At 44.8% G+C, this 17350-nt stretch carries 14 protein-coding genes; 2 read left to right on the forward strand and 12 right to left on the reverse strand.

The window, feature by feature from the left end; genetic code table 11:
- Window positions 1-396: 396 nt before the first annotated feature.
- The 6 genes from WD019_RS09355 to WD019_RS09380 form a co-directional block, all read right to left on the reverse strand.
- Window positions 397-1224, reverse strand: coding sequence for a carbohydrate ABC transporter permease (locus WD019_RS09355; protein WP_026679005.1), 828 nt, complete (start codon window positions 1222-1224; stop codon window positions 397-399).
- A 12-nt stretch (window positions 1225-1236) separates the two neighbouring features.
- The gene (locus WD019_RS09360) at window positions 1237-2586 is read right to left on the reverse strand and encodes a carbohydrate ABC transporter permease (protein ID WP_425711301.1); all 1350 of its coding nucleotides are present in this window, start codon (window positions 2584-2586) and stop codon (window positions 1237-1239) included.
- A 147-nt stretch (window positions 2587-2733) separates the two neighbouring features.
- Complete coding sequence (locus WD019_RS09365) at window positions 2734-4041, reverse strand: ABC transporter substrate-binding protein (RefSeq protein WP_026679003.1); 1308 nt, start codon at window positions 4039-4041, stop codon at window positions 2734-2736.
- A gap of 84 nt (window positions 4042-4125) precedes the next feature.
- Window positions 4126-5115 (reverse strand): LacI family DNA-binding transcriptional regulator, encoded by a 990-nt coding sequence (locus WD019_RS09370; RefSeq protein ID WP_425711302.1) that lies wholly within the window; start codon window positions 5113-5115, stop codon window positions 4126-4128.
- Between the two features lie 171 nt (window positions 5116-5286).
- On the reverse strand, window positions 5287-6504 hold the full coding sequence (locus WD019_RS09375) for a cytochrome P450 family protein (RefSeq protein WP_425711303.1): 1218 nt from the start codon (window positions 6502-6504) through the stop codon (window positions 5287-5289).
- A 460-nt stretch (window positions 6505-6964) separates the two neighbouring features.
- Window positions 6965-8389 carry an N-acetylmuramoyl-L-alanine amidase gene (locus WD019_RS09380; RefSeq protein WP_425711304.1) on the reverse strand — a complete coding sequence of 475 codons (1425 nt, stop codon included), beginning with the start codon at window positions 8387-8389 and terminating at the stop codon, window positions 6965-6967.
- Between the two features lie 201 nt (window positions 8390-8590).
- On the opposite strand from WD019_RS09380, the gene WD019_RS09385 reads away from it, so the two are divergent.
- Both WD019_RS09385 and WD019_RS09390 read left to right on the forward strand, forming a co-directional pair.
- On the forward strand, window positions 8591-9595 hold the full coding sequence (locus WD019_RS09385; RefSeq protein ID WP_425711305.1) for a polysaccharide deacetylase family protein: 1005 nt from the start codon (window positions 8591-8593) through the stop codon (window positions 9593-9595).
- A gap of 132 nt (window positions 9596-9727) precedes the next feature.
- Window positions 9728-10405, forward strand: a complete 678-nt coding sequence (locus WD019_RS09390) for a YkyA family protein (protein WP_425711306.1) — start codon at window positions 9728-9730, stop codon at window positions 10403-10405.
- 312 nt (window positions 10406-10717) lie between these two features.
- On the opposite strand, the gene WD019_RS09395 is transcribed toward WD019_RS09390, so the two are convergent.
- From WD019_RS09395 to WD019_RS09420, 6 genes are all read right to left on the reverse strand, one after another.
- Window positions 10718-12319: an APC family permease gene (locus tag WD019_RS09395; RefSeq protein ID WP_425711307.1), complete on the reverse strand. Its 1602-nt coding sequence runs from the start codon at window positions 12317-12319 to the stop codon at window positions 10718-10720.
- Entirely contained in the window at window positions 12297-12497 is a 201-nt protein-coding gene (locus WD019_RS09400) for a hypothetical protein (RefSeq protein WP_425711308.1), read from the reverse strand. Before WD019_RS09400 ends, WD019_RS09395 begins: the two co-directional genes overlap by 23 nt.
- Window positions 12498-12810: 313 nt before the next feature.
- Entirely contained in the window at window positions 12811-14301 is a 1491-nt protein-coding gene (locus tag WD019_RS09405) for an aldehyde dehydrogenase family protein (RefSeq protein WP_425711309.1), read from the reverse strand.
- Between the two features lie 23 nt (window positions 14302-14324).
- Window positions 14325-15221 carry a 4-hydroxy-tetrahydrodipicolinate synthase gene (gene dapA / locus WD019_RS09410; protein WP_425711310.1) on the reverse strand — a complete coding sequence of 299 codons (897 nt, stop codon included), beginning with the start codon at window positions 15219-15221 and terminating at the stop codon, window positions 14325-14327.
- Between the two features lie 94 nt (window positions 15222-15315).
- Window positions 15316-16311: a proline racemase family protein gene (locus tag WD019_RS09415; RefSeq protein WP_425711311.1), complete on the reverse strand. Its 996-nt coding sequence runs from the start codon at window positions 16309-16311 to the stop codon at window positions 15316-15318.
- 16 nt (window positions 16312-16327) lie between these two features.
- Complete coding sequence (locus tag WD019_RS09420) at window positions 16328-17350, reverse strand: proline racemase family protein (RefSeq protein WP_425711312.1); 1023 nt, start codon at window positions 17348-17350, stop codon at window positions 16328-16330.

Below are 17350 nucleotides of genomic sequence, written 5' to 3' on the forward strand. Positions count from 1 at the left end.
CATTATCGATCATATATGTACACCTGCCGTGTAAAATAGGGAAACTTTTACTTTTTCCTAATTATAGCAAAATGTTTTTCTATGCGTATGGTTATAGGACAAAATGATTCTTTCTACCTATACAATTATTTGTGTTAAGACGTTCTTACTAAAATTATCGTTTCTGGATGGCGCTGTGCTACCTGGTAGGAAAAGAAAGACAAGTCGATCAGTAACCTAGTAAAATATCATACTTATTTGATTTATGTATTTGTGAACGTTTGTTACCCAAAATGCAAAGTTTATTGTCCGAAAATAATGGGAAATTTTTTCTTTCTATAATTTTCTTAGCTAAAGGGGAACTTTTAAAAAAATAGGGTAAGCCCGCTAAGTGGAGCAGGCTTACCCATTGTTTTTTTATTCTTTCACCGCTCCTGAGGTCAGGCCAGAAATGATGCGGCGCTGGAACAAAAGGACGAGGATGACGAGCGGAATCGTGACAATAATGGTTGCAGCCGATATTTCGCCCCATGGAACTGTAAATTGTCCCTGGAACATGGCGATTCCGACCGGCACGGTTTTGAACTTTTCTTCCGTATTGATGGTCAGAGCAAAGAGAAACTCATTCCAGCATGCGATAAAGACGAGGATCGCTGTCGTGAAAATGCCTGGAACTGCCAGTGGCATAATGACTTTCCAATATGTTTGCATTAATGACGCTCCGTCCATTTTTGCCGCTTCTTCAAGATCAAACGGAATCTTGCGGAAAAAGGTGACGAGAATCCAAATCGATAACGGCAAGGCAAAGGTCGTATACGGAATAATCAAGCCCATATAAGAATTCGTAAGGCCGACATTTTTCAAGAAAATATAAATCGGGGATATGGTCGCGATTTGCGGAAACATCGAAACCGACAGGACGAGCCCGAGAATGACGGTTTTCCCTTTAAAATCGAGCCTGGCGATTGCATATGAAGCGAGCGAGGCGACAAACACGGTATAAACCGTCGTAATAAAGGCAACGACAAAACTGTTCCACATATAGCGTAAAAATGGGTGATTCGCAAATACAGATACATAGTTTTTAAATGTCGGGTGGTCTGTAAATGGCGTAAAAGCTTTGTCCCCAAACAATTCAGTCGCCGGTTTAATGGAACTCGCCAGCACCCATAAAAAAGGGAACATGACGACAAAGACGAAGACAACAAGAAAGATATAAAATGGCACACCTGCTTTCTTTTTCATCCGTACACCCCCTTATTTCGCCCCATCCTGAAGCAAATCCTTTCCGAGAAATTTAATATAGATCATAGAGATGATGGCAACACAAATGAAGACGATCACCGACAATGCCGACCCTTCTCCGAAATTAGTTTGTGAGAACATTACTTTGTAGGCAAGGACGGAAATGGTCTCCGTCGAGTTCGCCGGACCCCCGCCGGTCAATACGAAAATGAGGTCGAACACGCGGAATGCATCCAGCGTGCGGAACAAAAGGGCGACTAATATGCTGGATTTTAAAAGCGGCAGGGTAATCGTCAAAAATTGCTTCCATTTTCCCGCTCCATCAATCGCTGCGGCCTCATACATCGACGCCGGAATCGTTTGCAGTCCAGCGAGCAGCAGTAACGCCATATACGGTGTTGTTTTCCATACATCCGCAAAGATAACGGAAAAAAATGATCCGGTTTCAGTTGTCAGAAGGTTCGTCATATGATCGACGAGTCCGACCTTCTCAAACAACTTCGCAACGACCCCGTTTTGCCCGTCATATAAATATTTCCACATTAATGCCGAGACGGCCGTTGGAATCGCCCATGGGATTAAAATGCTCGCCCGGACGAGCCCGCGCCCGAAAAACGCTTTATTGATCAACAATGCAATGGCAAGGCCAATGGCCAATTCAATAAATACAGATATAACCGTGAAAATGACCGTATTGCTGATGGCTTTCCACATTCTGTTCCCTGAAAGGTTTTCCGTATAATGCTTAAAGCCTATGTAATTCGGCTCGACGAAGGAATCATCCAGGCCAGAAGCAAGTCCTTTAAGCTTGTTCCCTTGCTTGAACGTTGTTTCTTTTGTCAGGGCGGACACTTCATTTGCAATCGCCGTGACCTCTTTCATCAGTTTTTTTGCCGTGTCACGATCGACGTCTACAATACTTAGATCAGACGGTACTTGCTGAAAATTCATCAGCTTCTCATTGACCGCATTGTAGCTTTTTTTCACAGTAGGATCTTGCTGAATCTCGCGGTCCACTTGCTGTAGCCTTTCTTTTATTTTCTGCAGTTGATCGGGAGCATTTCCGCTTCGGATTTCACTATCGATCGTTCCGATTAAAAACGGATAGTTGTTTAAATAACGATCCAAATCGAGGCTGTAATTAATGTGGGTAGACGATTTCGTCGGATTATTCAGCCTCAAGTCAAATAAACTAAAATAAAATGATTGCAAAACAGGCCATATCGCTATGACAAGAATTAAAATAAGGGCAGGCAGAACGAGTAAATAAGCAGCAAGCTTATCAGATCGTTTTTTTCTTTTCGAGGTGTTTGTCTTTACAGAGTGAATCGGATCGCGGCCTGGCTGGATGTCGCTTTTCATTTCCCCACTCCTTCCATTTTCTAAAAAAAGGTGTCAGCCTTTTAGACCAACTTGCTAAAAAAATTTTTGTACGAAAGCGGATGTCGGAATCGGCGATTCGCCGATTCCAGTCTTCCCTGTCGGTTTATAAGCTGACACCCGGGTTGATTATTTCTTTAGCTTTTCTTTCATTTCTTTGTCCATCGCTTTCACAGCCTGCTCTACCGTTTCTTTTCCGGCAATGGCGTTCGATACATGAATTTGGATGATTTCGGAAATTTCCGGATAGTTTGGCGCAACCGGACGTGGTACAGCAGCCTCTAACCCTTTTTGGAAGTTTTTATTGCCGAATGTAGGGTTCGCCTTAATGACGTCTTGATCATCATAAAGCTTCGTGATGGTTGGCGCATGCCCGCCGTAAATGGCATCAATCTTCTGCCCTTCGGCTCCGGTCATGAACTTTAAGAATTCCCAGGCTTCTTTCGGATGCTTTGTATTTTTGTTAATGCCGGCCATCCAGCCGCCGAGCGCTGCAGCTGAACCTTTATCTCCGGCAGGAAGCGGAGCGACGCCGACTTTGCCAGCAATTTTTGATTTTTCCTTGTCATTGGCGCTGGCGTATTCATATGGCCAATTTCGCAAGAATACCGTTTGTCCCTCAATAAATGCCGTATCCGATTCAATTTCGGTAAACGTTGTCACATTCCCTGGAACAGCATTTGACTTTGCAACTTCAACCAATTTCTTTAATCCTTTAATCGTTTCAGGGCTGTTAACGGCGACTTCGCCTTTTTCATCGATAAACTTGCCTCCGTAAGCGGCAACGAATTCGATCGCATTACATACGAGCCCTTCATATTGCTTCGCCTGCATGACGTAGCCAAACTTTGTGCCGCCCTTTCCTTTCAGCTCCTTAGCCTGCTTTAATAAATCGTCCCACGTTTTCGGAACTTGATCGTCCTTTACGAGGTCTTTTCGATAGTAGAGAAGGCCAGCATCGATGAACTTAGGAAGCGCCCACTGTTTCCCGTTAAACTGAGCGGCGGCTAACGCTCCCTGATTGTATTCGTCGAGCTTAATGCCATCTTGCTGGATAAAGCGATCAAGCGGCATGACGTAACCTGCCTGGGCAAATTCTGCCGGCCAGATGACGTCCATGTCAATGACATCGATTTCAGAAGATTTCGCATTAAAAGCGGTCACATACGCATCATGCTGCTGACCGGTGTCGGAAGGCATTTCGCGAAACTTCACATCAATGTTCGGGTGAGATTTTTCAAATGCTTCAACCATTTTCGCCGTGCCTTTTGTCACATCTTTTCCGCGGGCATAGACAATCGTTACTTTTTTATTGTCCCCTTTATTGCCACTGTCACCATCCGCCTTCTTATCCGAATCATTTGAGCTGCATGCACTTAGAGCGAGTGAAAGAGACATAACTAGCGGCAATAGTGTTGCTTTCTTAAACGTCTTCATTGTTTTCCTCCTTAGCGTGTAGTTGGTTCAACTATATTGGCAGCCTGTCTCCAAATTGGCCGCAGCATTGAAATCGTTCTCAATTCAAGTTGAACCTCTTTCTATCAATTTAAAAGGAAGCCTAATCTTAGGAGCTTTTACATCTTTTTTATAGATAATGATGTCAATCATCAGTTCCATCGCTTTTTGCCCGATCTCTTCAATCGGCTGTTTAATGGTCGTAAGAGGCGGGTCTGTTATTGTGGCAATTTGCTGGTCGTCAAAACCGAGCACCGCGAGATCTTCCGGAATACGCAAGCCGTGGCGTTTTGCTTCTGAAATCATGCCTGCAGCGGCCTGGTCACTGCCGGTGAATACTGCCGTTGGGCGTTCTTTCATCGCAAGTATTTCCCTTACAGCCCGCTTTCCGCCTTCGATGTCACTCACATCGCCAAACATCCATTCTTTACGTGCTGCTAAGCCATGTTCATTTAACGCTTTGCGGAAACCAGCTTCCCTGTCTGAAGAAAGCTCGCTTATCATTCTTCCGCGACAATGGGCGATATGTTGATGGCCTTTCTCAATTAAATGCTTTGTACCTATGTAGCCTCCGTAAACCTGGTCAAGCCCGACCGTTGGCACATGGGCATTCTTTTCGTATTCATTGCATAGGACGATCGGCCCGTCCTCAATAAATTCAGTCAGCTTGTCCCATTCATTTTCAATCGCTGTTAAAATCACCCCATCCACTTGTTTCGTTTTAAGAAGGCTTAAAAACTTCCATTCTTTTTCACGGTCATGTTTCGTCTGGCAAACGAGCAGCTGGAGGTTATATTTTGTCGCGACCGAATCAATCCCTTCAAGTAAATATGCAAAAAAAGGATTGGTTAAGAGCGGGACAAGCACAGCGATCGTATCCGTTTTTTGATTTCTTAACTTTTGTGCTGAAGCATTGGGGTAGTAGTTGAGTTGTTCCATCGCATCGCGAACGAGCCGTATTTTCTCTTCTGATACATGAGGATAATGATTAATGACCCGGGATACGGTGGAACGCGACAAACCAGTTAATTTTGCCACATCAGCTATTGTTGCCAAGTCATCCTCCTTTCCAAGCTCCTAAACTAGTTTGATTGGTGAGAACTTGAAATCGATTTCAATTTTAGTTTATACAATTCCGAAAATTTCATCAATAGTATTTTTAAATTTTTAGATAAAAAAAAACCGCCTTATCAGCGATTTTGAATGAACGGTCAATGTCTTTAAGGATTAACCCCATAATTTAACTGGCAATTCGACCAGGCCACGAAGAATGAGAGAGCTGCGCCATTTCAACTCTTCAATGGATGCATTCAGGCACATCTCCGGGAATCGCTGAATCAGAGAATTGATAGCAATTTGGCCCTCCAGCCGTGCGAGCGGTGCCCCCAGGCAATAGTGAATGCCGAATCCAAATGCGATATGTTGGTTGCTTTTTCTTGTAAGGTCAAGGGAATCGGGATTTTCAAAGCATGAAGGGTCACGGTTGGCAGAAGCGATTCCGATCATGATCGCGTCGCCTTTTTTTATTTTTTTGCCGTGCAGGTCAAAGTCTTCATTAGCCATCCTGAAAGTGGCGAATTCAACTGGATTGGTGTACCGCAAAAGCTCTTCTACCCCCGTTTGTATGAGTTCCGGTTGCGCGCGCAATTTCTCAAGCTGGTCTGGATGCTCAAGGAGCGCTAGTGTTCCATTCCCAATCAAATTGACTGTCGTTTCATGACCGGCTATGATCAGCAAGAAAATCATAGAATACAGCTCATTTTTTGTCAGCTTCTCTCCTTCTTCCTCAACTAAAGCCAGCCCGCTGACCAAATCGCTTTGAGGACGTTCTTTTCTCTCTTCAATCAGTTTTTCTAAATAATTTACAAATTCTTTAATATACGGATTTGCTTCCTGCTGTTCTTCTTTGTTGGAAACGTCGATGATTACATTGGACCACATTCTGAATTGCTCCCGGTCCTTCTCCGGAATTCCAAGCATTTCTGAGATGACGGTCATGGGGAGGGGGAAGGCATATTCATTTAGAAGGTCCACTTCTTGTTTCATTGCCATCTTATCAAGCAATTCGTTCGCAATTTCCTGAATACGGCCGCGCAAATCACTGATCATTTTAGGAGTGAAGGCTTTATGGACCAATGTCCGCAAACGGGTATGATCTGGAGGATCTTTTGCCAGCATATGATTAGAGATCAACTCCATTTCTGGAATTGAGTTAAATTCATTCAATTGTTCTTCTGACATCAATTTGCGAAAATCTTTTGTCACACGGGTGTCTTTCAATAAGGCAACGGCATCAGAATAGCGGGTAATAAGCCAGGCGGGGCGGTCAAAGCGCTCAAGCTGAAAGGCATGGACAGGGTCATGTTCCCGATAATACGCCAGTGTTCCATAAGGATCAGATTTATATTCGGGCGAAAAAAGATGAAATACTTTTGTCATCGTCATCCTAAAGTTCCCTCCGTTTCAATGTTCATCGACGAAATATGAAGAGCCATAGGTAGCCATCTTTCAATCAATCGGCATTTTCTCCATTCATAAGCCGCCTCCTTTCTTCATCTGGCCATTCCGCCAACCAGGTTGACGGGCATGCTTTCTTATTGATCTGCTTGTTTCACACTATTTAGAATAAAATGTAATCTCTCGCAAGTCAATTTTTTCCTATTATTCTCTTGCTTTTACCTTTAATTAACCTATCCCCTGCGGCGGTCATTGCTCCTTTAAATTCCAGCTTCGTTATATGGATACAGTACATTTCTCATAACATAGCCAGCCCATTCCGTATTTATCTTCGGGATGGAATCGAATAATCCATTAAAAAAAGACTGTTGCCATCGATATCCTATAGCAACAGCCTTCTGCCTAACCTTATTTTCAAGATGAATCAGGGCTCCATCTTCATGCTTCTCTAGTTTTTCCCGCTCTGGAAATAAGCCTTCAACCCCTGAACAATGCCAGATGCGGCTTTTTCTTGATAGGATCTTGAGCGAATGACCCTTTCTTCGGATGGATTGGATAAAAAGCCCAATTCGACTAAAACGGCCGGCTTTCGATTATCTCTTAATACTTGTAAGTCGCCAAATTGAACGTGCAAATTAGTCAGATCGGTTGACTGGGTGATTTGCTGTTGGATCGACCGGGCGAGCGGCATATCTTTCGTTTTTGAATAATAAAACGACATTAACCCGTGACAGGCATTTTTTTCACAGAAATTATAATGGATGCTAACAAACGCATCTGCACTTGCACGAACACTCTTCATCGCCCGTTCATGCAGCGGGATATACTTGTCTGAGTCCCGCGTCATCGCAACATGGGCCCCGGCTTCTTTCAATTGTTCGGCTGTTAATTTAGCCGTAGAAAGCGTAATGTCTTTTTCATACGTTTTATACTTATCTCCAATCGCTCCGCTGTCACGCCCGCCATGCCCCGGGTCGAGCACGATCGTCTTTCCTTTTAACGTTTCTGCTGAGTTGCTTTCTGGTGCTTTTGCTTTTGCTATAGATGATCGTTGATTTAAAAGATTTTGCCGCTCTCTCGTTTGTTCTGCTTTTTTTTGTGCCCCATCTGCTCTCCCCAGTTTTTGTTGTTCAAATGGCCGCTTGTTTGCCGCTGGCGTTTGCTGCTCATTGCTTGCCGACCGTTTTTGTTCAGTTGCCTGCTTGCTTTCCCCTGCTTGAAGGTAACGGTTCGCAACCCAGCCAACCGTTCCCGCCTTCGTTTTTACTTTCGACCAGCCCTGTTTTTCCGTTAAAATCGTAACAGTTGCGCCTTTCGATAGTTTTTCGAGAATGCGATGCCCAATTCCAGGAAGGGTGCGTACATTTAAATCAGAAACTGTGGCTACTCCTTTTTGAAAGGATACATACGATTTTGCTACCCATCCTTTTATAGGATGACCGGTTTCTACCATGAACCAATTTCCTTGTTCTTGCAGGATCGTTACTCTCGTCCCGCTTGTTAGCGCCGTTAACACCTTACTATTTAAACTGGGCTTATTCCTGACATTTAAGGAGGAAGCACTTACTACCCCTACCCTTTTGCTTACCGGTTTGTCAACAGCATTTCGTACGTATCCTGTTGCAATCCAGGCTGGCTTCTTTTTATATAAAATTTGCGCCCACATTCCTTTTTCTGAAATCACCTTCACATTTGACCCCATTTTCAAATGGCCAATTACTTTATAATTTTCCCCTGGACCAAGGCGCACATTTAATACATCTGCGGTTACAACCACTTGATGATTCGTTTTAGCGATAGCTTCAGCGAATGGAAGCTGTGCAAAAGTTAGTACAAAAGCTACAACGATTCCAATAGCGATTCGCTTCTTCATCTCTGTCCCCTCCAAAAGCTTAATAGTCTCATAATCTATCATCAGTATGGACAGGTCTATTAAACTTTAAACAAACCATTCTTTTAAACAATGTAGGTCAAAAGAAGCAGAAATATGTAGAAGCTTGTAACCTTTTTGTTACCCCTTTGAAAGTTTTACCCCTTATACTTAAACTGGAAGAAGAAAATGAAGGTGATCGAAATGAAAAAGAAAAAAATCCGCATAATTGTACCCATCGCAACATTTGCGTTTTTGGTCTCATTTGCTGTTTACTTCGGGTTTAGCCATTACGATGATGCCGCAGCTGCCAAAGTGATTGAAAAACAGGGTCCGCCTGAAAAAGCAGCAACCTTTCAGCCAATCGTTCAGCCGAAAAAAGATCTAGAAGGAACAGCCATCGCTCATTCCATCCAGGTTGAAAAGCAAGAATTAGCAGCCAGGCAACTGAATGAAAAAGTAGTATATTTAACATTCGATGACGGCCCTTCGGCAGATGTCGAGGAACTGCTTAATACATTAGATAAATACGGGGCAAAGGCTACTTTTTTCATGTTAGGTCCACATATGAAAGAACGGCCTGAAGCGGTGAAACGAATGGTAGAAGAAGGCTTTGGTGTTGGACTACATGGGATGACCCATGATCCCCGCCAATTTTATCGTTCGAAAGATAGTGCACTGCAAGAAATGCTGGATGATCAGAAGATTTTAGAGCAAATTACGGGCGTTAAATCTCACTTGATCCGTTCCCCGTACGGCAGCATTCCGTATTTTCTCGATTCTTACCGCTCTGCTGTAAACGTACACGGGTTAAAACTATGGGACTGGAACATTGATAGCCGGGACTGGGAATTAAATAGCCCGGCTTATGTCACACACGTCATTCGGTCGATTGAATTAAAAAGAAGCGCAGGGGAAGTTCCTGTTATTTTATTGCATGACCGGGGCCAGACGATTCAATATTTGCCAAAGCTATTAGCCTATTTAAAACAAAACGGATACGCTATGAAGAAAATTGATGATTCACAAGCTCCCTTCACTTTCCAGTGCAATGATCGTTGCCATGCGTACGGTTCTAGCCCTATTAAAAAGTCCAAAAAGGAGGACAAAAAGCGCCAAGAAGATCAAGGCGGGGTAGCTTTGAGCAAGACTACCACACGATTTACTTCTTTGCTGCCTTGCACCAAGGAAGCCGTCTACGAAGCATAGCTTGTAGATGCAGGTGCAACAGCGTATGAAATAAATACGTGAAAGCATAAAAGCAAGCCTTTGATTCGATTCGTCGGAATTTTTTCCGGACGTTTTGAACTACCGTTTAAAAGAAAGGAAGTATTTAACAGCATGAAGCCGCAATCCGCTAAAACAGTCCTTTTTGCTATTTCGCTTGTAACAATGGTTGCTTTTATTCTATCAGGCTGCGGATCGACAGATAAAAGCGTTGCCCGGGTTTATATTCACCTTGAAAAATCCGCAACGATAGAAAAGGACCTTGTGAAACAGCAACAATCGCTGATGAAGCTGCATCAAAAAGAACGATCACTATATAACGAGCTCCTTTCGCTTTCAATCAATAACGAGAAAATGGATTTCTTGCTTAAAGAAGCTGACGAATTGGCCGATAAGCAAAAACAGCTCCTTCAGAAAGAAAAGAAAGCGTTCGGCAAATCATATAAGGAATTTAAAAAAATCAATGAAATCGTTCCGGATCTCGACGATCAAAAACTTCAACAAAAAGCGAAAAAGGTCACTTCGTCTATGAACCTCAGGTACAAAACGTACAATAAAATGTACGATACGTATAAAGACGCGATTGAATTAAATGAATCGTTATACAGCCTTTTTAAAGAAAAAGACTTAAATACGAAAGATTACAAAAGCCATATTGACCAGATAAACGAAAAGTACAAAGAAATAACAAATCTTAACAAAACCTTTAACCGCTATACGAAAGAATACAACCAATCAAAAATCGCTTTTTATGAAGCCGGCAATCTTGACGTTTCATATAAATCCTCATGAATAAAACCAAGCGCTGTAGGGCGCTTGTGCTCCGTGAAAACAGCCCGAACCCCTGGAAGAAATGTCCTCCAGGGGTTTCTTAATGGTTCTCGTAAATCATGTAAAATCAATAAGCTATCCATCATGGCAAATTCTTCCCCATTTAGTTTAATTGCAACGGAATCGCTCAACCGTTCAATTTCCCCTTTGCTGTACCGAATAATTTCCGGCTTATTTTAATGGGACTCTTCCTCTTTTCCGACTCCCTCTGTCCGCATTATTCTCCTCATCATATAACGAGTCATCAAGGTCAAGCGTTCCTATAAAGACCTATTATCCAACATTTTTTGTCGATTGGACATGTTCAAGCTGTTCTACATCGTCATCGTCAAAAACGGCCTCTGGCAAACCGGTACGGCTCCCCCAGTAATACGTGACAAGCGAAACGACCGTAACGATAATTAAGTCCCATGGGTGGCCAAGCGCCTTCGTCCCTCCGAAAAGCCCAAAGTACGAGATGGCGATCATCGCCCCATAATAAAAGACGAGCCACCAGGAAGATTTCACTTGTTGGGCAAAACTTACGACGTCTGCCGGCACCCATTTTTTAAACAATACATAAATAACAAACATGACAAGCTGCGAACCGAGCAGCCAGGAAATCGTATTCCAGCCCGACCAGTAGACAATAAAGGAAGCGATGATGAAGGAAAGCGGACCGAAAATGGCCATTCCTTTTAAACGAAACGGACGCGGCAAGTCAGGAGCATTGTGGCGAAATGCTCCTGCTGCAATCGGGGCAATCGCATAACTTAACACGAGCGCTGCAGAAACGACGCTGATTAACGCTTCCCATGACGGAAATGGCAACGTCCAGAAAACCGACATGATGAACGACAACCACACGGCCGGACGGGGAATGCCCGACTTTTCGTCTACTCTTGCAAAAATTTCAAATAAGGTTCCACTGCGGGCCCAGCCATAAACGACCCTTGGCGTTGTCGACATATAGATGTTCCCAGTTCCGCTTGGCGAAATAATGGCATCGGATACGATAATAAAAGCGAGCCAGCCGATGCCAAGCACAGCAGCGATATCTTTAAAAGGAAGGCTGAATTCCTTTCCGACACCGGCCCATCCCCTCGTGAGCATGTCTGTCGGAATGCTTCCGAGGAAAGCAACTTGCAAAAGCACATAGACGATCGTTGAGAGAACAACGGACAAAATAAGGGCAATCGGAATGGTGCGCTGTGGATTTTTCGCTTCGCTTGCAACGGAAACGATCGGTGTCAACCCTAAATAGGCAAAAATAACGCCTCCTGTTGAAATGGCCGACTCGATTCCGAAAAAGCCGGATGGGGCAAACCCGTGAATGGAAAAGTTAGCCGACTTCAGCTGGGTTAGCAAAACAATAATCGTAAGGGCCGGAACGAAAAATTTGAAAATCGTCACAATCGTATTCGACTTCGCAAACGTCTTGATGCTCCAATAATTAAGCAAGAAAAAAACGACCAATAGAGCAAATTGGACAAGCCATCCGGTAAGTGTCGGCAGGCTCGTGCCTTTTTGCGTCAGGGCCGGCCACCACGCCGCCGCATATTGCCGGGCCGCTTCCACTTCTATGGCGATCAAGCTTGAATAGGCAATCAATGTTATAAATCCGATCAGGTATCCGATGAGCGGCCCATGAGAATATACTGGATAGCGAACAACCCCTCCGGCCCGTGGAATGGCAGCGCCAAGCTCACAGTAAACAAGGCCCAATAATAGGATCGCAAAACCGCCAATAACCCATGACAGTATTCCTGAAGGCCCCGCCAGCTCTCCGACATGGCTGGCTGAAAAAAGCCATCCCGAACCGAATATCGCGCCAAATCCTATGAACGTTAGGTCCGACAATGAAAGTTGACGTTTAAATTTCCCTTGTGCTGGCATTAAGCATCACTCTCCTGAGAATCGGAATGGTCCGATTGTTATCGTGACCAACGGGGATCCCCCCGCCGATCGTTTGGTCCAATAGAACCGATGTAAAGACAAAAATACGGTGTGGAGAAGAAAACATGTCCAATAAAACCCAGCTCATGGACAAAAATACGGTTCCGAGGGAAGCCACTGAAAAAGTTCCTTTTAATAAAAAACTAAAATTTTTGAAAAACCAAAACCCAAAAAAACAGTATTTTTCACTTAGGAAGTGGGGGATAGCATCGTGTTTACAATGCATTTCGCTTACCAAAGTGGGGATGTATTTTTTAGGAAAAAGCATTTTTGAAAATTTCTTGGACTTTTTCAGTGACCTCGTTCCGAGGCAAAAATTTGTCCGGCAGAACCTGTCTCTAAGACAAAAATGCGGTCCAGAGACGAAAATTGTCCCATAGAACCAATCAAAAGAACAAAAATGAGGACTGGAGGCAAAATACGTGACGAAATCAGTCCTGCATTAAGTTCACCCAGATGCTTTTCACTTCAGTATAATTATCGAGCGCATACGATCCCATTTCCCGGCCGATTCCAGATTGCTTAAAGCCGCCAAATGGGGAAGCTGCATTTTCTAAGTTGTAGTCGTTGATCCATACCGTTCCTGCTTTTAGCTTATTGGCAATATAGTGCGCCGTTTTAATGTTTTCTGTCCACACACCGGCCGCAAGTCCATACGGCGTATTGTTCGCCCTCTTGATGACTTCTTCGACATCATCAAACGGGAGAACGGCGACGACCGGGCCGAAAATTTCTTCTTTCGCAATCGTCATCTCATCCGTCACATCGGCAAAAACGGTCGGCTTGACGAAGTACCCTTTTTCAAATGCCTTTTCGCCGCCTGCCGCAACCCTTGCCCCTTCAGCTTTTCCTTTTTCAATGTAGCGCAGGACGCGTTCTTGTTGCTCTTTAGAGACGAGTGGCCCCATTTCCGTAGAGGAGTCGAGCCCAGGTCCCAATTTAACGTTGTTCGCCATCTCCGTCAGCTTCTTAACGACATCGTCATAATGCTTTCGATGGACGAACACACGTGAACCGGCGCTGCAATTTTGTCCGTGATTATACATGATGCCATTGAATGCACCTTTGATTGCGTTATCCAAATTGGCGTCTTCTAAAATAATGTTCGGTGATTTTCCGCCAAGTTCTAGCGTCACATGCTTTACCGAGTCGGCCGCCTGGCGCATGATTGACTTGCCGACGACGGTCGAACCTGTAAAGGCAACTTTATCGACATCATTATGATTGACAAGCGCGGCTCCCGCTGTTTGGCCAAGGCCTGGGACAAAATTGACGACGCCGTCCGGAAAGCCCGCTTCTTTAAACAAATTCGCTGTATAAAGCAAAGAAAGCGGCGTTTGTTCTGCTGGCTTTAATACAACGGTGCAGCCTGTCGCAAGTGCGGCCCCTAATTTCCATGCCGCCATTAGCAGCGGATAGTTCCACGGGATGATTTGCCCAACGACGCCGACCGGTTCATGACGAGTGTAATTTAAATAGTCGGGGGAAATCGGAATCGTTTGCCCGAGCACTTTCGTCGCCCATCCGGCAAAATACCGGAAATGCTCGACCGTTCCTGGAATGTCGTCACTAAGCGCCAGCTCGTACGGCTTACCGTTATCTAACGCCTCAAGCTGGGCGAGTTCTTCTTTGTTTTCATCAATTAAATCCGCGAGCTTATAAATAAGGTGGGCCCGTTCAGCCGTGCTTAATTTAGGCCACGGACCATCTTCTAATGCCTTTCGGGCAGCTTTAACGGCCAGATCAATATCCTCTGCCTGCGCTTCACTTACGGCCGCAAGCACTTCTTCCGTCGCTGGATTTAATGTTTCAAAGGTTTTCCCGCAAACGGACGGCACAAATTGGCCATCGATAAAAAGCTCCAATTTTCCTTCTAAAAACGCTTTCACTTTTGGCTTTAAGCTCATTTCTGTCGTTAACATCGCGATTCCCTCCATTTTTTAAATTATTTTTGCGAGACGAATAGGTCATCTAAAATTGCTTGCAGCTTTGCATCTTCTTCGGCAGTTAGCGGCAAACGCGGTTTACGGGACGGCCCGCCTGCCAATCCTTTTACGTCCATGACCCGTTTAATGATTTGCACATATTTTCCTGACTCTTCGATAAAGCTGCAAAGCGGCAATATTCGGTCGTACAGTTCCCATGCTTTTTCCATTTCGTTCGTTTGTACAGCGTCAAAGAGTTCTGTCACGATTTTGGGCGCGGCGTTCCCGGCTACCGAAATCCACCCTGTCGCCCCGACAAGCAGTGATTCCAATACTAAATCATCCGCTCCAGCGAACGTTTCAATATGCCCTTTTCCTTGTCTTGAAATGTCCCTGACTTTGCGAATATCGCCGCTTGATTCTTTTACATGGGTAATGTTTTCGGTGTCACGGCCTACACGGAGAATCGTTTCCGTGCTTATATTGACGCCTGACGTAAAGGGGTTGTTGTAAATCATGATTGGAAAGCTGACCGATTCGGCGACCGCTCTAAAATGTTCATAAATTTCTTCTTCTTTCGGGTGAGCGTAATACGAGTTGATCAATAGCGCCCCGCTAGCGCCGGCTGCTTCCGCTTGCTGGGTATACTCGATCGCTTCTTTTGTCGTTTCTGCGGCCGTTCCGACGAGAAGAGGAATTCTGCCATTGATTTGTTTGACGGCGGTTTCAACGACTTGAAACCGTTCCTCTTTCGTTAAGCTGACAAATTCCCCTGTACTTCCATTTACGACTAGGCCTGCCACGCCTTCACCTACAAAATATTCGATGTTATTTTTCAACCCCGCCCAGTTGATTTCTTCCTTTTCGTTCATCGGTGTAACGATGACAGGATAAGCGCCTTTAAATTTTGTATACATATCCATCCTCCTTTTTAATAGTTGAATTGATTGATAAGTTACCAAAATTGATCGATAAATAACTAGAAATGATCGATCAACTTTATTGATCAGCTTACTTTAATAAAAACCCCGCACTAAGCGGATCATCTGGATCGATGAAAAATTGATGAAGTCCCGTGATGAACGCGCGGCCTTTAATTTGTGGGATAACGGCTTCGAAATCGCCCACTCTCGCGGTCCCAGTTATCGTTCCGACAAATTGGCTCCCGATGACGCTTTCATTGACAAACGGGGTCGCCTCTTGTAGTTTCCCATTTTCATAGAGGCTGGCCAGGAGAGCTGACGTTCCTGTACCACACGGCGAGCGGTCGATTTGCTGATCCGCAAAAATCGTAACACTGCGCATATCCGAATTTTCTTTTTGCGGTTCATCTGTAAAAATAACCCCGTAAATGCCGTTGATTTCCTTTTCGAGCGGATGCTGGACAATTACTTTTCTTTCGATTTCTTCCTTAACTTGTTTGGCGATTTGCTGGATTTTTGCCAGTTGTTCAATTTCGATGCGTACATCGAAGGCTTTCGCGTCAACGATGACATAAAACGCCCCGCCATAGGCGATTTCCGCTTTTACGTTCGACTCGAGTACATGCTCCTTTTCAAAAACAATCGAAGGGACATTGTTAAACGTAACGGATTTCACTTCACTTCCAGTGCAATCTGCATAAGCAACGATCTGTCCGGCAGGCGAATCGATAATGATTGGCTCCTCCGCTCCCTTCACATGGAGCTGGCCCGTTTCAACGAGCGCGGTTACAACAGCAATGATCCCATGGCCACACATCGTGCTAAAGCCTTCATTATGCATGAATAAAACACCAAAATTAGCATTGCTGCTCACTGGCGGCGTCACGACACATCCATACATGCCGTGATGTCCCCTCGGCTCGTACATTAATTGTTGCCGGATATGATCAAAATGCTCTGCAAACTGCATTCTTTTTTCTAACATCGTTTCGCCTTTTAAAAAAGGGATGCCGCTTGTGATGATTCGTAGCGGTTCCCCCGCCGTATGCGCGTCAATCGTTGAAAAGTGCCCGCTGAATTGCATTCCCACATCCCCCTTTCTAATGGTCTTTCATCGGCGGAATTAAAAGAAAGCCGTCATTTAATTCATCTTCGGGCTGGTAGAAAAATTGATGCATCCCCATCACCCATGCCGAGCCCGTAATTTCACAGGCGACGGCGTCAAGCTCGCCAACCTTCGTCGTCTTCACAATTTTCCCTTTAAATAACGAGCCGACGATGCTTTCATGGACGAAGGACTGGCCGACGTTCAGTTCATTATGTGCATACAATGTTGCCATCTTTGCGCACGTCCCCGTCCCGCATGGCGAGCGGTCGATTCCTCCGGGGGGAACAACGACCGTATTTTTCACATCGGCCTGTTCGTTCGTCGGGTCAGTGTAAAATTCGACATGCGTTAACCCGCGGATAAATGGGGCTTCCGGATGAACGACCTCGACTGACCGATTAATCGCATCCCGAATGCGGACAGCAGTCGATACAATCGCTAAAGCGTTTGCAGGAACTAAGTCGAGCCCGAGCTTTCGCGCATCGGCAATGGCGTAGAAATTTCCGCCATACGCAATGTCGCATTCGACCATGCCAAGCTCTGGAACATTTACTTCAACACGTTTTAATAAAAACGCAGGAACATTGCAAAACGTCACTTCCTTCGCTTTTCCGTTCTCGATACGAATGGATACTTCAACTAAACCGGCTGGCGTGTCGAACCTCAGTTTCGTCATTGGTTCTTGGATATCAACGATCCCCGCTTCAACGAGCGCCGTCGAAACACCGATTGTGTCATGCCCGCACATCGGCAAATACCCGCCCGTCTCAATGTAAACGACGCCGAAGTCCGCCCGCGGGTCGCATGGTTCAGTCAGAATCGCCCCGGACATAACTTCATGCCCGCGCGGCTCATACATTAAAAACGTCCGGACCCAGTCATACTCTTCTTTCATATGAAGCATTTTTTCCGACATCGTCTTTCCTTTTAATGGCGGCATTCCGTTAATGATGGTCCTCGTTGGGTTTCCACCTGTATGTGTATCAATCGCCTGGAACACTTTTGTCGCTTTCAC

This window comes from Fictibacillus sp. Mic-4, assembly GCF_049843615.1.
Classification (GTDB): domain Bacteria; phylum Bacillota; class Bacilli; order Bacillales; family Fictibacillaceae; genus Fictibacillus_A; species Fictibacillus_A gelatini.